The organism is Candidatus Saccharibacteria bacterium (assembly GCA_034521515.1).
Classification (GTDB): Bacteria; Patescibacteriota; Saccharimonadia; order Saccharimonadales; family JAXHMH01; genus JAXHMH01.
The window spans coordinates 624,697-640,946 of record JAXHMH010000002.1; the positions used below are offsets into that span (position 1 = coordinate 624,697).

Here is a 16,250-nt window from a genome sequence, read left to right on the forward strand (position 1 = left end):
CAACCTTGGTCTCGTAGGGGGACAAAAGTTCGGGCGGAGACCGTTCTTTTAGCCTACAAACCAAGGAGTAAGAATGCGTATTATGGTTGAAAAGACCCTAGGATTTGTCGTCGTCTTGGCAGTATTTGTCGGTGGAGCGGCCGCTTGTGGCTACTACATTTGGCAGGATGCCGAACGTCAACGTGGCGCCCTCGCTTTGGCAATTGGCCTGACTTTGATTATCTGCGGATGGTTTTGGGTCACCAAAGATCGGAGCTTGAGGACGCTGAGCAGCGACGACTGACATGAACCAGGCGGGGGCTGGATTTCTGACGTACAATTCGTCAAACCAGCCCCCGCCTCGGCGGCTCTATTACCTTCAATCAAATTACACGTGTTCTCTATTTTCTTTCCGAAGTGTGCATAAAATGTTTATAGCCAAAACGGGTACAATTGGTCACAACTAAACCTTATAACCTATACTGTAAAAGTATGAGACGTCTAATGCGACATAAGAATACACCAAATTTTGTGCCGGATTTTATGGCGCCATCAGTTTTTGAGGTAGATTTTAAACTGCTCAAAGATCGTGGCATAAAATTTATAGCATTTGACGCGGACAGCACATTGGTTCATTTTAGGGGTACAGAATTATCAGAAGAAACCAAACGTCATATTAAACAGCAGCGGCACTTGTTCGATGGTTGGTGCGTTGCCAGCAACCGTTTAAGTAATGACCTAGGTGCATTGGCAGAAAGTATTGACGCGGGTGTTGTCCGAGCAAATTTATACCACCGCAAGCCCAAAAAAGCCTATTTCAAGCGCATCATAGAGCATTTTCAGGCTGAACCACAAGAAATCGCTATTATTGGCGATAAACTAATCGCTGATGTGCTGGGTGGCAACCGGAGTGGTTTTACGACAGTTTGGGTGGAAAATATTGGCCCGGATAGCCCCTGGGATTGGGTGCTGCGCGTTCGTGCATGGGAAAAACGCTTAATGAAACGACATGTTGGCCTGAAAGGTAATAAATGACAAAAATGTTGGATAATAAATTAGCTAAGATACCTAAAAGCCCAGGTGTTTATTTTTATAAAGATAAGAGTGGCGACATTATCTATATTGGCAAAGCCGCTGTTTTGCGTAATCGGGTAAGGCAATACTTTCAAAAAAGTCGTGCGCGTGACCCTAAAACAGAAGCGCTGATTGCCGAAATAGCCGACGTTGAATGGACGGAAGTTGAGACCGAGCTGGACGCTTTATTTTTAGAAGCTGAGCTTATTCGTCGCTATATGCCGCGTTATAACATTTTGCTGCGTGATGATAAGAGCTTGACGTATGTGAGGATTGACTACGATGCCAAACATCCAACCGTTACATTGACTCGGCGGCCGCTGGACGATGGTGCGCGTTATATGGGGCCGTATTTTAGTGCTTTGGCGGTGCGGCGGGCGTTGAAGTATTTACGCAGAATTTTTCCGTATTCTACGCACGCGAATTCCATACCAAAGCGCAACTGTCTTCAGGTGCATCTTGGCCTTTGTCCGGGTCTGGAAAGCGGCCAGACATCGCTCCAAGATTATCGGTTGAATCTCAGGCGTCTCATGCAGTATTTAAAAGGTGAGCGGGTTAAACTGATGCGGGATATTGAACGGGAGATGAAGGCAGCCGCTAAAGTCCGAAATTTTGAGCAAGCTGCTAAGTTACGTAATCAATATACGGCTTTGAAGGGTTTGTCGCGGCAAATCGTGTTTTCTGATCGGGAAGGCTTGGACATAAGTAAAGACCTTGCCTTGAGTGGTTTGGCAGAGTTGCTGGGATTAGCGGCCATTCCGCGCCGCATAGAGGGTTATGACATATCTCATTTGCAAGGAACCGATAATGTGGCCAGCATGGTGGTGTTCGTGAGCGGTGTGCCTGATAAAGCAGCGTACCGCAAGTTTAAACTGCGAGTTCCTGGTAATGATGATTATGCACACATTAACGAGGCACTTATTAGGCGATTGCGCGAAAATAACCGCAAAAAATGGGGCGTGCCGGATATGTGCCTGATTGATGGCGGTAGAGGACAGTTAACAGCAGCAATAGAAGCGCGCGATAAGGCCGGATTGGATATCCCGATGATTGGCTTGGCTAAACGTGACGAAGAGCTGGTGGTTCATAAAACAAAATCCAACGTAAGGCTAAATACCGAAGCCTTGCAATCCATGGCTGGGCATCGGTTTGATACTGAGGCTTTTACGATAGTTTCCTTGCCGCACAGTTCACACATCGTCAAATTACTGCAACGCATTCGTGATGAATCACACCGGTTTGCTGTGAGCTATCACTCGGTGCTCAAAACCAAGCGACAAACCGCCAGCTTACTTGATGATATCCCCGGCGTCGGACCATCGACTCGTAAGAAACTGCTCAAAGCATTTGGCAGCATGAAAGGGGTGTTGCAAGCGGATCAGGCAGCACTCGAAAAGGTAGTCGGTGCTAAAAAAGCCGCTACACTTCATAAATACTTACGGGCGCATAGAAAATCGTCACCCGGTGATATCTAGTGTTATACTATCGGACTGCAGCATGAAATCTTATTTTACGAGTGATTTTTTTATTGGTAACCGCAAACGTTTGCGGCAACTTTTTAGTGGTACGGCACCGATTGTTATGAGTGCAGCCGGAAGGTTGCAACGGAGCCGTGACAGCGCCTTTCCGTTTAGGCAAGACAGTAATTTTTGGTATTTGACTGGTATCGATGAAGCCGATGTTCTGCTGGTGCTCGATAAAGACAAAGAATACCTCATTTTGCCGGAACTTAGCGAAGTACAACAGATATTTGATGGCGTGCACGATGAAGCTGCCCTTCGTGAAAAATCTGGAATCTCGGAAATACTGACTGCAAAAGAGGGTTGGAAACGGCTAGGCTTGCGTGTTAAGCGTGTGCGGCACGTTGCCACCCTGTCACCACCGCCAAGCTATCAGGATCAAATTGGGCTGTATACTAATCCAGCGCGATCTCAGCTCGTATCTCGTCTAAAGCAGCAAAACCAAAACCTGGAACTTCTGGATCTTACTAAGCATTTAGTTAAAATGAGGCAGATTAAACAGCCACCAGAATTGGAATCGATACGTGCTGCGGTTGATCTAACAACTAGAGCTTTTAAAGAAAGTTCTAAATATCGTTCTTCCTGGAAGCGTGAATACGAAGCCGAAGCATTTTTTACCGGTTATTTTAGGAGCCACGGGGCAACTCATGCCTACGAGCCAATAGTTGCATCTGGAATAAACGCTTGCGTACTGCACTACAACATCAATACTGCCAATATTGGCACGGAAAGTATGTTGCTGATGGACATTGGGGCAGAAGTGCAGGGCTACGCAGCCGATATAACCCGTACATATACCACCAGTGAACCCACCAAGCGTCAACGGGCTGTGCTCAATGCGGTAGTATCAGTTCAGGAGTTCGCCTATAGCTGTCTAAAGCCGGGTGTTACGATGCGTGAATATGAGCAAAAGATTGAAACGTATGCCGGCGAGAAGCTTCGTGAACTGGGATTGATAAAAACAATCAAACAATCAACTGTCCGGCAGTACTTTCCGCATGCAACATCACACTTTTTGGGTTTGGATGTTCATGACGTTGGGGATTACTCCCAGCCACTAGAGGCAGGCATGGTATTAACAGTGGAGCCTGGTATATATATCCCAAAAGAGAATATAGGAGTTCGTATTGAGGATGACATTGTTATAACTAAAAGCGGTATCGATGTGCTGTCGAGCAACTTGCCACGGCTGCCGGCCTAGCCTAGAATGGTGAGTATAGAATGAAACATGCTTTATCACGATTACTGATGCGCTGGTTTGTATGCAGTCTTGGACTGTGGGTTGCGGCTGGCATTTTTGGCGGTATTACATATGATAGCCGTTTAGGGGTTATCGTGTTAGCCGGTCTTATTCTGGCATTGATTAACGCCATTATTAAACCGATTGTCGTTATATTATCGCTGCCGGCTATTTTGTTCAGTCTAGGTCTATTTATGATTGTAATAAACGGGCTTATGGTGTGGTTGGTTAGTGCACTATATCCGCAACTGTATGTGGCAAGTTTTTGGGCGGCTATTCTTGCCGGGATGGTTATAGGGCTGGTAAACTACCTAGTATCAGCAATTTTGGAATAATCTCAGAGTAAGGTAAGAACGCACCATGAATATATATAACTACATAAGTCTAGTCTCAGTTGTGATTCTCATCGCATTGATTCTTGTGCAGACTCGCGGGGCGAGCCTTGGTGCAGGGTTTGGCGGTGCCGGGAGTGGGGAAATTAACATGACAAGACGCGGAACTGACATGACGCTTCACCAAATAACAATTTTTGTTGCTTTTGTGTTTGCGTCGTCTCTTATTATGCATCTCGTCGCTTAGACGTTTTTCATGAAAAACGATTTTAAATTTACCATTTCACAATTTACATTTAGATATCATTTCTCATATTACATTAGTAAAATATGGCAAATGGTAACTGCTAAATTACTGGAAATTGGCCAATGTAAATCGATAGATCCCTCCGCAGGAGGTTTTTGTGATAGATAGAGCAACCAAGCTACGTCTACGTCGCAAGATACGTCGTAGCCGGCGACATGTCGAAGATATAGGCGTTCAAGCCGAAGAGCATCTTGAGCGGCATCTTATTCGCCGACTTGGACGGCTATATCGGGTGCGGCGGTTTGTCGCAGGATGGTTGCTGCTTTTTGTATTGATGATAGGTGTAGTTATCGCGCAGGTTCGAGCGTTAAGTCCTTATTATCAACAGACGGTTCCTACAGTTGGTGGCAGCTACACAGAAGGTGTATTAGGAGCCTTTACTAATGCTAATCCATTGTATGCAACTGGGGGTTTTGATGGCGCGGTATCGCAATTGGTGTTTTCCGGTCTACTTAAATACGATCAAAATAATCAACTAACCGGCGACCTGGCTGAAAGCTGGGAACTTGATGAATCAGAACAGAGCTACACCGTTGTGTTGAAAGATAATCTAAAGTGGCAAGACGGAGAAGATGTAACTGCAGAGGATGTTGAGTTTACTTATCAATTGATACAAAATCCCGATACAAGGTCACCACTGTTTGCGAGCTGGCAGCATGTTGAACTGGAAATTCAAGATGAGCGGACTGTTACCTTTACACTTCCTAATGTGCTAAGCTCATTCCCGCATTCTATGACAAACGGTATCGTACCCAAACACATTCTGGCTACAGTCGAACCGTCACAGATGCGCGGACATGCTTTTAATACGGTGAATCCGATCGGTTCGGGTCCATTCAAATTTGACATCATAGAAGTGAGCGGTCGAACCCCAGAAGAGCGGGAAGAGCGGATCCGTCTTGTCCCGCATGAGCAGTATCATGATGGCATGCCAAAGCTCCAAACCTTGACACTTAGAGCCTTCCGCAGTGAAGAACGGTTATTGAATAGTTTTGAAGAACGCGAGATAAACGCAATGGTTGGTCTGCGTACGGTACCAGATACGCTAGCTGAAAAAATCGATGCCACCGAGCACTCTATTCCTTTTACTGGACAGATTGCCACGTTTTTTAATAATAATCACAAGTACCTGAAAAATAGACAGGTTCGCCAAGCTTTAGTGCGAGCAGTCGACACCAATGCCTTGATTCAGGGCTTAGGTTACCCGGTTATTGGGGCTGATTCACCGTTTTTGCGCGAGCATTTCGCATACGACCCATCTGTTACGCAGCTAAACCACGATAAAGCTCGAGCTAACAAGCTGCTATCGGAAGCCGGCTGGAAACGAGGGGACGACGGTATTAGAGTGAAAGATGGCGAGCGTTTGAGTTTTAGGTTGCACGCTCAAAATAGCAGCGAGTTCACCTATGTAACCCAAACCCTGCAAACCGAATGGCGCGATATCGGAGTTGAGGTGGAAGTTCATCAACCATCAGATAACGAGTTTCAATCACTAATGGCACTTCATAATTATGACGCTTTACTTTACGGCATAAGCATAGGTGTTGACCCGGACGTGTTCGCTTATTGGCACAGCTCGCAGGCAGATCCGCGCTCCGATACCCGGTTAAATTTGAGCGAATATAGTTCCGAAGTAGCTGATGTTGCTTTGGAAGGAGGTCGTACTAGAATAGATGAAACACTGCGAAATGCAAAATACGAGCCGTTCCTGGAGGCATGGCGACGTGATGCACCGGCCTTAATGTTATATCAGCCTAGGTTTTTGTATGTTGTTCGAGGAAATCTGCACAACTTCGATCAAAAGATTGTTAATACAACGAGCGATAGATACAGCAACGTACACAATTGGATGACAAGAACCACTAAAGTAAACAAATAGCGCGGAGCTAACCTCCTCGCTCTCCGCCGACTTACGGATCACTAATGGAGGTTAAGACTATTACTCTAGGCCCTTCGATTTACTTTGTTCACTCAGGGTCATTCGACTCAGCATGATGGTTTACCTTGAGCGAAGCAGGATTGTATCCTGCTGAGTCGAATGGTGCGCGAGAGAGGACTTGCCCTGTCATCCGACAGGGCACCATATCGCATGATATGGTGAACCTTTTAATAATGCCCCGATTACCGCCAACAATAAAACGGTATTACCATTCTGGTGCGCGAGAGGACTTGAACCTCCACGAGCGTAATGCTCACTAGCTCCTGAAGCTAGCGCGTCTACCGATTCCGCCACTCGCGCAGATTACTATTACTACCCGCGCTAGCGCGTCTACGATAGTTTACTCGAAGCCGCCACTCGCGCAGAGCCAATCGTATCTTACGGGCTTAAATATAAAAACTCAATAATAAGATGACGATAGTTGATTTGGACTGAAAAGTATAGGTGTATTATGCTATGATAGCTACCAGTCACGGTAACGCTTAATCAGGACAATCGCATATTTTATGAACAAGGTTGCGCACTATCTTCAGGAACATCTTAGTGGTGAAGTGGTAACATCGGCTGATGCTCGCAAACATTTTGCGACGGACAGCAGCGTGTTTACTGTTACGCCGTCAATTATTATTTATCCTCGAAATGAGCAAGATATACGTAAAACCACTCGTTTTACTTGGCAGTTAGCGGAACGAGGCCGAGTTATACCCATAACAGCTCGTGGTCTCGGTACAGATCAATCAGGTGCAGCACTTGGTTCAGGCATAATGACAGTTTTTCCAGCACACATGAACCGGATTCTGGAGCTAGACGGCAAAACCGGCAGTGTGACCGTAGAGCCGGGAATAAATTACGGCAAACTCCAGCAGACTCTGCATACCCACGGACGATTTTTGCCGCCATTTCCGGCCTCCATGGAGTATTCAACCGTTGGTGGTGCCATTGCGAATAATGCCGGCGGGGAAAAGTCAGTCAAATACGGCTGCACAAGGGATTTTACAAAGAGTTTACGGGTTGTGCTAGCAAATGGTGAAGTTATAGAAACCAAACGTCTGAGTAAACGAGAACTCAATAAAAAACTTGGTTTGGCGTCTTTTGAGGGAGAAATCTACAGGAACCTCGACACATTAATTGAGGAGAATCAGGAAGCTCTAAATAGTGCAAAACTAACTGTTTCAAAAAACGCGGCCGGATATGCTCTTAATGAAGTTAAGCGTAAAGATGGCTCTTTTGACTTAACACCGCTTATTGTTGGCTCTCAAGGCACGCTTGGTATTGTTACTGAGGCTGTGTTGGAGACCGAGGCACATAACCCCAATACCACCTTGATTGCCGCTCTTTTTGATGATGTCCAGGTCGCCGAACAGGCAATTCAGGATTTACGCAATCTTTCTGAAATTCCATCAGCCATTGAAATTGTTGACGAAAATTTGCTGAATTTTTTGCAAGAACACAACCCAAATCAACTAAAGGGTGTTTTAGAACCTCCTTTCACTAAGTTGGTTGCCCTTATTGAATTTGACAATCTCAGTGAACGAACTCAGAAGCGTATGACCAAAAAGACCACCAAGTTATTAAAACGCTACCAGGTTGAGTACCGTATAGAAACCGATACACATAAAAAGGACGAGCTCTGGAAAATTCGCCACAGTGCTGCCAGTGTGGCTTGGCACGACCAAGGTTCAACCAGGGCATTGCCCATTATTGATGATGGTGTAGTGCCGATTGATAAGTTCCAGCAATATCTAGACAATGTTTATGAAATGTTCAAGCGCTACAATCTGCAGCCTGCGGTTTGGGGGCACGCCGGAAATGGTAATTTGCGCATGCAGCCATTCTTAGATCTAAGTCAAGTGGGCGATCGCCAAAAAGCCTTTAAGCTGATAGATGACTACTACAGAATGGTGATAAGCCTTGGCGGTAGCACGAGTGGTGACCATAGCGATGGTAGGTTGCGTGCACCATATCTTCAAGAGATGTATGGTCAAGAGGTTTACGCTTTGTTTCAGAAGACCAAACAGATATTTGATCCTTACGGAACATTAAATCCGGGCGTAAAAATAAATGTTGAGCTAAATGATATCAAACCACTACTTAGGCACGAGTATTCTATGGGTCATCTATACGGCCACATGCCACGGACGTAACCCAACGTTTAGAGCTTGTGTTTTAGGTATGTAACAGATACAATACGGCGGTTATGCGCGAGTGGCGGCTTCGAGTGGACAATCGTAGACGCGCCTGCGTGACAAACATGTGCGCGAGTGGCGGAATCGGTAGACGCGCTGGCTTGAGGGGCCAGTGGCCGCAAGGCTGTGGAGGTTCAAGTCCTCTCTCGCGCACCAGAATGGTAATACCGTTTTATTGTTGGCGGTAATCGGAGCATTATTAAAAGGTTCACCATATCATCCGATATGGTGCCCTGTCGGATGACAGGGCAAGTCCTCTCTCGCGCACCATTCGACTCAGCAGGATACAATCCTGCTTCGCTCAAGGTAAACCATCATGCTGAGTCGAATGACCCTGAGTGAACAAAGTGAATCGAAGGGCCTAGATTAATAGCCTTGATCCTTAAAAAATAATCCGCTAGTCGGCGGAGAGCGGGGAGGTTAGCTCCGCGCGCAAGCCGGAGCGCTGTCCTCTCTCGCACACCAAGGTCAGTTGTGGTATTATCTTGCAGTACAAACATAGTACATTTAATAAATTCACATTTAGCATTTACCTACAATTTGTAAATTGATCAATGATAAATGTTAAATAATTCGGGTGATTAGCTCAGTTGCCGCAACAGAATGTTGCAAGTTAGAGAATAAGCCAGCTCTAGCCAACTGACGTACATACACGCCTGTTAAGAGAAAAGCTGTACATTAAGTAATAAAAAAATAAGGGTTGTTAGCTCAGTTGGCTAGAGCACCTGTTTTACACACAGGGGGTCGGGGGTTCGAGCCCCTCACAACCCACCATACTTATTGTTTAGTCATTCCTGGCTCTTTAGCTCAGTTGGTAGAGCAGAGGCTTGATTAGCGTCAAGTTTCGATAAGTCGAAACTTTACCTAAATAGCGAGCTGATATAATTTACTATCAGCGAGTGTTAGAGCTAGCGATGAAAGCCTGCTTAGTGAGGGCAGCACATTACAAACTTAATCTAGATGTGGCTCTTTAGCTCAGTTGGTAGAGCAGAGGCTTGAAGAGCCTTGTGTCCTCGGTTCGAGTCCGAGAGGAGCCACCAAGAAAAAAGCCCACATTACCGTGGGCTTTTTTCTTTATAAATTATTTTTCGATATAACTAGATGCTACAGGTACTCACATTGATGTTAGAATGATAAGTAATGAACAAGAAGTATTGCATAAACTGCGGTCAGCATATACCAGGAAAATCGAAGTTTTGTCCGGAGTGTGGTGCTCCACAGCACGGCAGTGAAGCTGGAGCGTTTAAAGCAAAAGCTCCAGCTGTAGCGTTACAAGCAGCAGCAGTCGCCATAGAGGATTCCTCAACCAGTAGATCTCCTAAAAAATCTACAAAGGCAGACAATTATATACCCAAACGCCAACTCTGCCCCCGTGCTGTATTGTCGTTTTATATGTCTTATGTCGCAAAAACGGCTATTGTGTTTGGGCTACTAGCTATTGGTTTGGTTGTAGAGCCCATTTATGCCGGTCTTGGTTTGGCTGTGTATTTGATAGTGCTTTATATTACTGCCCAGATCGTTTTCAACAGTTTTTATTACTCCGTTGACGAAACGGGTTTCAAGAAAACACACGGCGTTGTTCATAAACATCAGGTGACGATTCCATACCAGCAAATTCAAAACGTTAACATAAGTCGGGGATTAGCAGACAGGATACTCGGGCTTTCCAGGATAAGTATAGAAACTGCTGGTAATGCTGCAGGTGCTAAAAGCAGTGTCGGTGGCACCATAACCGCATCAGAGGGATATCTCCCCGGTATTAGTTTAGAAGATGCCAAAGAGCTCCACGACGTTTTACTTGAAAATGCTCGCGAATCTCAATAGTAAAACTTGCCCTAAGAGGTTTCGTCAGCTATAATTCACCGCTGTTAAGTAGTGTTTATGCGAGACTAGCCCGGCCTGTCCGTTGGACAGAACGGGCAGGTCAGCTGCCCCAGCTTGCTGGAAGAAATAATAAACGCGCAAGCGCTCTGGCAGCTGTCACGGGAGTGAGTCATTAACAATTTATCAGTAACTGACTGTAATTGTCAGAGTAATATGCGAGACTAGCTCAGCTGATAGAGCGCTTCCTTGCCAAGGAAGAGGCCACGGGTTTGAGTCCCGTGTCTCGCACCAAATAAAGAACCCCAGCTTGTCTGGGGTTCTTTATTTGGTCTAGCACAGATTCAAACCCGTGTAAGTGAGCAAAGCGAACGAGGGTTTGTTGGAGCGCAGCGCAGAAAAGAAAGCACCGAAGGTATTTTCTTTTCAAGCAAGCGGAAAAGGGCTTCAGCCCGCTGTCCCGTGTCTCGCACCAATGAAAGAGCCGAGCCTTGTGCTCGGTTTTTTGATTGGTCTGGTGGATACAAACCCCGTCCAGTGATGCGCCCTAGGCGTAGAACGAGGGTTTGGTGAAGCGAGAGCTCACGCAGATGCTTGCATAGAGTAAGCTCGAGCGGAAGAGGCCTGCCGATATCCTCTCACTCGCACCATTCGCAACCTTAGAGCCCAAAAGCGCTCTTTTTTATATGTTAATTTCAGGTTTTAACGGATTAAGTTATAATTGCTAATTATGGAAAGACTAAAAGGAGACTGGAAGAGCCTAGAAGCACTGTCGTCACTAAGATTTACCTGTGGCCACTGTGGTAACAGAGTTTCATCAGATCGAGGTTATTATGCCTTTGCTGGTAACCACAGTAATCAGACGGCAAGAGCATATCTTTGTCACGATTGTAATAGACTGACATTAATAGACGAAACCATTAAACAAATTCCTGCGCCAATGATTGGGCGAAGTATAAAAAAGTTGCCCAACGATATTGATTTGCTTTATGCAGAAATGCGCCGAGCAAGTGCCGATGGGGCTTATTCTCTGGTTGTGATGGGTGGACGTAAGCTATTGATGCATATAGCTGTATCGCTCGGAGCTGAGGAAGGTGAAAAATTCGTTCAGTACGTTAGTTACCTTGAGACTAATCACTTCACACCCCCAAAAAGCAGTACATGGGTTAAAGAAATCAAGGACATGGGCAATGAGTCTAATCACGAACTTGTAATTTCTACTAAGGAAGATGCAGATAAAATCATCAAATTCTTGGATCTATTGATGACATTCAATTATGAGTTTGCAGACGAAGAGGATGCTGAAGAGACAGAATCTGAAGAAACACCCAGAGCATAAAATGAAGTTTTAATTTCGTAGCTAACAGCGCACCAGAATGACAGATCAGCCAGCCTGCTTATGAGCGAAGCTCATCACTCCGCTGGCTGTTTCGTCCTGGCGGTGCCGAAATTTCCAGCACTCTCTCTACGTATCACTTATACGTTTCGTCCGTGCTTCAATTTCTCCTAACCAGAAACTAAAATCTGTTCATTCTGGCTCGGGGGTGGATACAAACCCCGTCCAGTGATGCGCCCTAGGCGCAGAACGAGGGTTTGGGCGCCAATGAGCCACGCGCAGATGCTTGCATCGAGCACGGCGAATGCGCAAGCTTCAGCTGCAGTAGGTGCAGCTCCATTGAATTACGTTTCATTTACTGTTCAAATTACTTTTATGTGAACAGTAAGACCACTAACGTAGTGTTAGCAGAAACAAATGTAATATGCTATTTTTGATAACGGAATATTTGATATTTGCTAACAAAGAGTTAGTAATTTTATGAAATAGCGAATAGGAGTGAGGTTATGTCGGAACAGCAGCAAAAAACTAATCAAAATAAAGAATGGTACAAGCACGGATGGGGTTTAGTAGCTGCAATATTATTATTCCCGTATTTTCTAATTTGGTATGCTTGGGCTAAGTCAAAGTGGAGTAAGAATGTAAAAATCGCCGTTACTGCAGTGGTCGTAGTTGTGATGCTGCCTATCCTAATCGGTATCGCTACAACAGATACTTCAACAGATACTTCGAGCAATAGCTCACAAGCAAGTAACGAAACTACGCAGGCTGAAAGTGAACCAGCTGAGCAAGAAGAGTCAAATACTACTACCATAGATAGGTTATGGGTTGCAGCTGACGAGACTACTGGTCGAAATAATGTAGAAATTAACTTTGATGAAAGTACTGGGACTGCCTTTTTATCGTACTATGATGAAAGTTTTTGGGATGAAGAAGACGCAATAGAAACTACTTACACTAACTTTGTTGGTTGGGGTAAAGAAATAGCAAATATTAGTGAAGTAGCCGGCATAGAAGTTGAGTCAAGAACTGACTTTACCGATGATAGGGGTGAAACGGACGAAGAAATGGCTGTTAAGGTAACTATGTCAACAGAGAAGTTCCTAGATTATAATTGGGAGGGGTTGGAATATAAACCAATACACCGTCAGATACAAAGAACGGGCGACTACTTATGCACCCTGCTATACAGTCTAACGTTGTTGACCTAAATGAAGTGTATCTGTTTCTGTAGTAAAGTCTATATAACTTCACACTGCCTATGTTTGAAGATTAAAACCAGTTAAATTATATTATCTGCTAACTGGAATTGTTCAACAATATGTTTCAGTTTATAATCATCTTGTGCATCAATTGCCGATGTTTGAAATGCGTCAACTATCTTGCACCAAATGGGCCTGAGCAGCATTAGCTCGGGCTTTTTTGTTACCAACTAAGGTGACGAGGGGGGCTATTTCCGCCCTTATTTCTTGTAACTTCTCGCTCACATTTCGCAATAATTGGAGTTTTTGGACACAATTTTTTGCGATTTAGTAACTGTTCTTACTTTCCTTTCCTTTCCTTTCCTAATTCTCTATAGAATTTTTCGTCTTCTAATTTTTTTCTGATTCTTTCAAATTTCTCATCTTCTTCGGCTTTTCCACTGCTCACATAGTTATATTTTGCCCACCCACCAAAAAGGTAGGGCACCCCAAATAATAGGGACACAAATGCAAACGTGGCAATCTGTTCATTTGATTGAGGTTCATATCCATCATCGGCGTAAGTAATACATCCACCTCGTGGTTCAAAATCTTGTTCAATACATGTCGACTGACCAACATTAAATGCAGCGAATAAAGCAATTCCTAGGATGATGAGAACACCAATCCCTAAACGCTTATAAAGCTCAACTAATTTAAGCTCGTTATTACTATTGTTCAGCCCGTTTCTACCTATACGATATGCAAAAACGATAATTACTGCGAAGAATATGTACTCCGCAACTCTCCACAATTCGTCTGAGATAACCTTATCCATCAATATAAGTATACTCTTTCGAAATTCAACTTGAATGATATTGAATAAATAGCAACACTCAACAATTTCTTGTGTGAATCCCTGTGCTTACCTGTCTAGTAAATACTCATTATATGGAACTTCCAAAATCTCCCTCCATCTAGCCATCTCATCTTTAATAGTGTGTAAACTTTTACCTAGGTACTGCACCAATGAAAAACCCGGCCATAGCGCCGGGTTTTTCATTGGTATGTCGCCGACTCAAACCCGTGGCCTCTTCAAAGAAAACTATTGGCCACGGTCACACCGCGATAGCGCCAGCGGTCGCGGTGTTTTGAGTCCCGTGTCTCGCACCATTCGACTCATTTCATTCGCTCATGGTAAACCATGGGCGTTTTTGTTAGTCGAATGACCCTGAGCCTGTCGAAGGGCTCATATAAAACCCGTGGCCTCTTCAAAGAAAACGGAACTAGTTTTATCAAAATAGCTTGGTAAGCTATAATTCACTGGTAGCTGGCGCGTTGGCCGAGAAGTTAGGCACAGGTCTGCAAAACCTGCTAGACGGGAGCGTTACCCGTACGCGCCTCCAAAACCTAAATATTTCAATGGGCGAGTGCTGGAATTGGTAGACAGTGCGGACTTAAAATCCGTTGAGTGAATAACTCGTGTGGGTTCAAGTCCCACCTCGCCCACCAACTTGAAATTGCATGACAGCTTCCGTGAAATAGCGGAAGCTGTTTTAATTTACGACAGCAGGTGTGGTTAAAGGGTTCGCCATATCATCCGATATGGTGCCCTGTCGGATGACAGGGCAAGTCCCACCTCGCCCACCAAGAATAAACGACCATACTTGCAGCATGATCGTTTTTTCTTGTATGGCGCCGGGCAGGGGTTCGAAAACAGGGCTACTGCAGTTGTGAGAGCTACGGAAACATCGTGAATTTACGCTAGTGATGATGTATAATTGAAAGTACATAAATGTAGGGGGATAGTTAAAAATGACAATATGGATTATTCTTGGAATTGTTGGCCTGTTGGCTGTATTCCTGATTGCTGTTTATAACAGTTTAGTGAAACTTAACGTTCGCGTTGACGAGGCATGGAGTGACATAACCGTACAGTTAAAACGCCGGGCTGATCTAATCCCGAACTTGGTTGATACCGTCAAAGGTTACGCCAAGCATGAAAAGGGTGTGTTCAAGGAAGTGACTGAAGCGCGAAGTGCTGTGGTTAACGCTAGTGGTGTTAAAGAGTCAGCAGAAGCAGAAAACATGCTTACAGGGGCTTTAAAAAGCCTATTTGCGGTCTCTGAAGCCTACCCAGACCTTAAGGCAAACGAAAACTTCAAACATCTGCAAGAAGAATTGGTAGACACAGAAGATAAGATTCAGGCAGCTCGTCGGTTCTATAACGGTTCAGCTAGGGATCTCAACACCAAAGTGAAGGTTTTCCCTAACAATCTTTTTGCTGGCATGCTTGGCTTTAAAGAGCGGGACTTCTTTGAAGTAGAAGAATTAGAAGCCGCAGCAATTGCCAAGCCAACCGACGTCAAATTCTAAGCATTCGCCCACAGGCGAAAGCTTATAGTTAATAATTGATAGATAATAGTTGAATTGGAGTGTAGCGGCCCGTGTATAGCCAGATTGCTGCTAATAAACGTAAAACCTTCTTGTTAATGTTCTTTTTCGTCGTGCTCGTGGCTGGGCTTGGTTGGGTATTTGCTCTGTACATGGGAGAGCCAGCAATAACCCCATATGTATTAGCAGGAGCCGGTATCTATGCCTTATTGAGTTACTGGCTTGGGTCGCGTGCTGCGCTTGCAATGAACGGTGCTCACCAAATACAAAAACGCGATAATCCAAGGTTGTGGCGTATCGTGGAGAACCTTGCCATAACCAACGGTATGCCGATGCCCAAGGTGTACATAATCGATGATCCGGCGCCAAACGCTTTCGCAACTGGGCGTGACCCAAAAACTGCGTCGGTTGCTGCAACTACCGGAATTTTGGACTTATTGACAGATACAGAGCTGGAAGGGGTTATGGCTCACGAACTAGGACATGTAAAAAATTATGATATTAGGGTAACAATGATAGCTTTTGCGCTTGTAGCAGTCATTTCAATCCTAGCGGACATTATGCTTAGGATGGTTTGGTTTGGTGGTGGCAATCGTAACAATAATAGTAGTCATGGGATTATCATGATACTAGGGATAGTTGCGGCGATTTTAGCGCCTATCATTGCTATGCTTATTCAGCTGGCAGTATCCAGGCGACGAGAATTTTTGGCAGATGCGACCGGAGCACTAACCACGCGTTATCCAGAAGGTTTGGCGAGCGCGCTAGAAAAGATTGGTGCGCGTGGCAGTTCTATGAAACGACAAAACACTTCAACAGCTCACTTATTTTTTGCTAACCCCTTAAAAGGTAAGTCAATGTCCAAGCTATTTAGTACTCATCCGCCAGTCGAAGAACGAGCTAAAAGATTACGAGAAATGGGAACACACGCCTAGAGGACT

14 protein-coding genes and 7 tRNA genes are annotated in these 16,250 nt (G+C 44.9%); 19 read left to right on the forward strand and 2 right to left on the reverse strand.

Annotated elements, in window-relative coordinates; genetic code table 11:
* Positions 1-82: 82 nt before the first annotated feature.
* The 7 genes from U5K77_03240 to U5K77_03270 all read left to right on the forward strand — a co-directional run bounded on the left by U5K77_03240 (position 83) and on the right by U5K77_03270 (position 6,331).
* Positions 83-283, forward strand: coding sequence for a hypothetical protein (locus U5K77_03240; protein MDZ7744748.1), 201 nt, complete (start codon positions 83-85; stop codon positions 281-283).
* A 188-nt stretch (positions 284-471) separates the two neighbouring features.
* On the forward strand, positions 472-1,014 hold the full coding sequence (locus tag U5K77_03245) for an HAD hydrolase-like protein (protein ID MDZ7744749.1): 543 nt from the start codon (positions 472-474) through the stop codon (positions 1,012-1,014).
* Positions 1,011-2,528 (forward strand): excinuclease ABC subunit UvrC, encoded by a 1,518-nt coding sequence (locus U5K77_03250; protein MDZ7744750.1) that lies wholly within the window; start codon positions 1,011-1,013, stop codon positions 2,526-2,528. Before U5K77_03245 ends, U5K77_03250 begins: the two co-directional genes overlap by 4 nt.
* A 22-nt stretch (positions 2,529-2,550) precedes the next feature.
* The gene (locus U5K77_03255; GenBank protein ID MDZ7744751.1) at positions 2,551-3,774 is read left to right on the forward strand and encodes a Xaa-Pro aminopeptidase; all 1,224 of its coding nucleotides are present in this window, start codon (positions 2,551-2,553) and stop codon (positions 3,772-3,774) included.
* A gap of 20 nt (positions 3,775-3,794) precedes the next feature.
* The gene (locus U5K77_03260; GenBank protein ID MDZ7744752.1) at positions 3,795-4,148 is read left to right on the forward strand and encodes a phage holin family protein; all 354 of its coding nucleotides are present in this window, start codon (positions 3,795-3,797) and stop codon (positions 4,146-4,148) included.
* 25 nt (positions 4,149-4,173) lie between these two features.
* Positions 4,174-4,392, forward strand: a complete 219-nt coding sequence (gene secG, locus U5K77_03265) for a preprotein translocase subunit SecG (GenBank protein MDZ7744753.1) — start codon at positions 4,174-4,176, stop codon at positions 4,390-4,392.
* Between the two features lie 157 nt (positions 4,393-4,549).
* The gene (locus U5K77_03270) at positions 4,550-6,331 is read left to right on the forward strand and encodes a peptide ABC transporter substrate-binding protein (protein ID MDZ7744754.1); all 1,782 of its coding nucleotides are present in this window, start codon (positions 4,550-4,552) and stop codon (positions 6,329-6,331) included.
* A 274-nt stretch (positions 6,332-6,605) separates the two neighbouring features.
* Here U5K77_03270 and U5K77_03275 read toward each other — a convergent pair.
* Positions 6,606-6,691, reverse strand: a tRNA-Leu gene (locus tag U5K77_03275).
* A 206-nt stretch (positions 6,692-6,897) separates the two neighbouring features.
* Between U5K77_03275 and U5K77_03280 the strand changes: the two genes are divergently transcribed.
* The 8 genes from U5K77_03280 to U5K77_03315 all read left to right on the forward strand — a co-directional run bounded on the left by U5K77_03280 (position 6,898) and on the right by U5K77_03315 (position 12,945).
* Entirely contained in the window at positions 6,898-8,535 is a 1,638-nt protein-coding gene (locus tag U5K77_03280; GenBank protein ID MDZ7744755.1) for an FAD-binding oxidoreductase, read from the forward strand.
* A 111-nt stretch (positions 8,536-8,646) separates the two neighbouring features.
* Positions 8,647-8,733 (forward strand) — tRNA-Leu (locus U5K77_03285).
* Positions 8,734-9,274: 541 nt separating this feature from the next.
* Positions 9,275-9,351 (forward strand) — tRNA-Val (locus U5K77_03290).
* 190 nt (positions 9,352-9,541) lie between these two features.
* A tRNA-Phe gene (locus U5K77_03295) sits at positions 9,542-9,617 on the forward strand.
* A gap of 100 nt (positions 9,618-9,717) precedes the next feature.
* On the forward strand, positions 9,718-10,401 hold the full coding sequence (locus U5K77_03300; protein MDZ7744756.1) for a PH domain-containing protein: 684 nt from the start codon (positions 9,718-9,720) through the stop codon (positions 10,399-10,401).
* A 215-nt stretch (positions 10,402-10,616) separates the two neighbouring features.
* Positions 10,617-10,692: transfer RNA gene (locus U5K77_03305), tRNA-Gly, on the forward strand.
* Between the two features lie 436 nt (positions 10,693-11,128).
* Positions 11,129-11,737 carry a DUF4145 domain-containing protein gene (locus U5K77_03310; GenBank protein MDZ7744757.1) on the forward strand — a complete coding sequence of 203 codons (609 nt, stop codon included), beginning with the start codon at positions 11,129-11,131 and terminating at the stop codon, positions 11,735-11,737.
* A gap of 503 nt (positions 11,738-12,240) precedes the next feature.
* On the forward strand, positions 12,241-12,945 hold the full coding sequence (locus tag U5K77_03315) for a hypothetical protein (protein ID MDZ7744758.1): 705 nt from the start codon (positions 12,241-12,243) through the stop codon (positions 12,943-12,945).
* 331 nt (positions 12,946-13,276) lie between these two features.
* Here U5K77_03315 and U5K77_03320 read toward each other — a convergent pair whose 3' ends face one another.
* Positions 13,277-13,753 (reverse strand): hypothetical protein, encoded by a 477-nt coding sequence (locus tag U5K77_03320; GenBank protein ID MDZ7744759.1) that lies wholly within the window; start codon positions 13,751-13,753, stop codon positions 13,277-13,279.
* A 494-nt stretch (positions 13,754-14,247) separates the two neighbouring features.
* Here U5K77_03320 and U5K77_03325 point away from each other — a divergent pair.
* The 4 genes from U5K77_03325 (at position 14,248) to U5K77_03340 (ending at position 16,244) form a co-directional block, all read left to right on the forward strand.
* Positions 14,248-14,321, forward strand: a tRNA-Cys gene (locus tag U5K77_03325).
* 18 nt (positions 14,322-14,339) lie between these two features.
* Positions 14,340-14,427 (forward strand) — tRNA-Leu (locus tag U5K77_03330).
* Positions 14,428-14,730: 303 nt separating this feature from the next.
* Positions 14,731-15,291 (forward strand): LemA family protein, encoded by a 561-nt coding sequence (locus U5K77_03335; protein ID MDZ7744760.1) that lies wholly within the window; start codon positions 14,731-14,733, stop codon positions 15,289-15,291.
* 71 nt (positions 15,292-15,362) lie between these two features.
* Positions 15,363-16,244: a M48 family metalloprotease gene (locus U5K77_03340; protein ID MDZ7744761.1), complete on the forward strand. Its 882-nt coding sequence runs from the start codon at positions 15,363-15,365 to the stop codon at positions 16,242-16,244.
* Positions 16,245-16,250 lie beyond the last annotated feature (6 nt).

Excerpts from the sequence above, each read along its gene's own strand:
- U5K77_03335 (MDZ7744760.1), top strand. The coding sequence starts at position 14,731 with ATGACAATATGGATTATTCTTGGAATTGTTGGCCTGTTGGCTGTATTC.
- U5K77_03315 (MDZ7744758.1), top strand. The coding sequence starts at position 12,241 with ATGTCGGAACAGCAGCAAAAAACTAATCAAAATAAAGAATGGTACAAG.
- U5K77_03250 (MDZ7744750.1), top strand. The coding sequence starts at position 1,011 with ATGACAAAAATGTTGGATAATAAATTAGCTAAGATACCTAAAAGCCCA.
- U5K77_03240 (MDZ7744748.1), top strand. The coding sequence starts at position 83 with ATGGTTGAAAAGACCCTAGGATTTGTCGTCGTCTTGGCAGTATTTGTC.
- U5K77_03260 (MDZ7744752.1), top strand. The coding sequence starts at position 3,795 with ATGAAACATGCTTTATCACGATTACTGATGCGCTGGTTTGTATGCAGT.
- U5K77_03255 (MDZ7744751.1), top strand. The coding sequence starts at position 2,551 with ATGAAATCTTATTTTACGAGTGATTTTTTTATTGGTAACCGCAAACGT.
- U5K77_03245 (MDZ7744749.1), top strand. The coding sequence starts at position 472 with ATGAGACGTCTAATGCGACATAAGAATACACCAAATTTTGTGCCGGAT.
- secG (MDZ7744753.1), top strand. The coding sequence starts at position 4,174 with ATGAATATATATAACTACATAAGTCTAGTCTCAGTTGTGATTCTCATC.
- U5K77_03310 (MDZ7744757.1), top strand. The coding sequence starts at position 11,129 with ATGGAAAGACTAAAAGGAGACTGGAAGAGCCTAGAAGCACTGTCGTCA.
- U5K77_03320 (MDZ7744759.1), bottom strand. The coding sequence starts at position 13,753 with ATGGATAAGGTTATCTCAGACGAATTGTGGAGAGTTGCGGAGTACATA.
- U5K77_03280 (MDZ7744755.1), top strand. The coding sequence starts at position 6,898 with ATGAACAAGGTTGCGCACTATCTTCAGGAACATCTTAGTGGTGAAGTG.
- U5K77_03300 (MDZ7744756.1), top strand. The coding sequence starts at position 9,718 with ATGAACAAGAAGTATTGCATAAACTGCGGTCAGCATATACCAGGAAAA.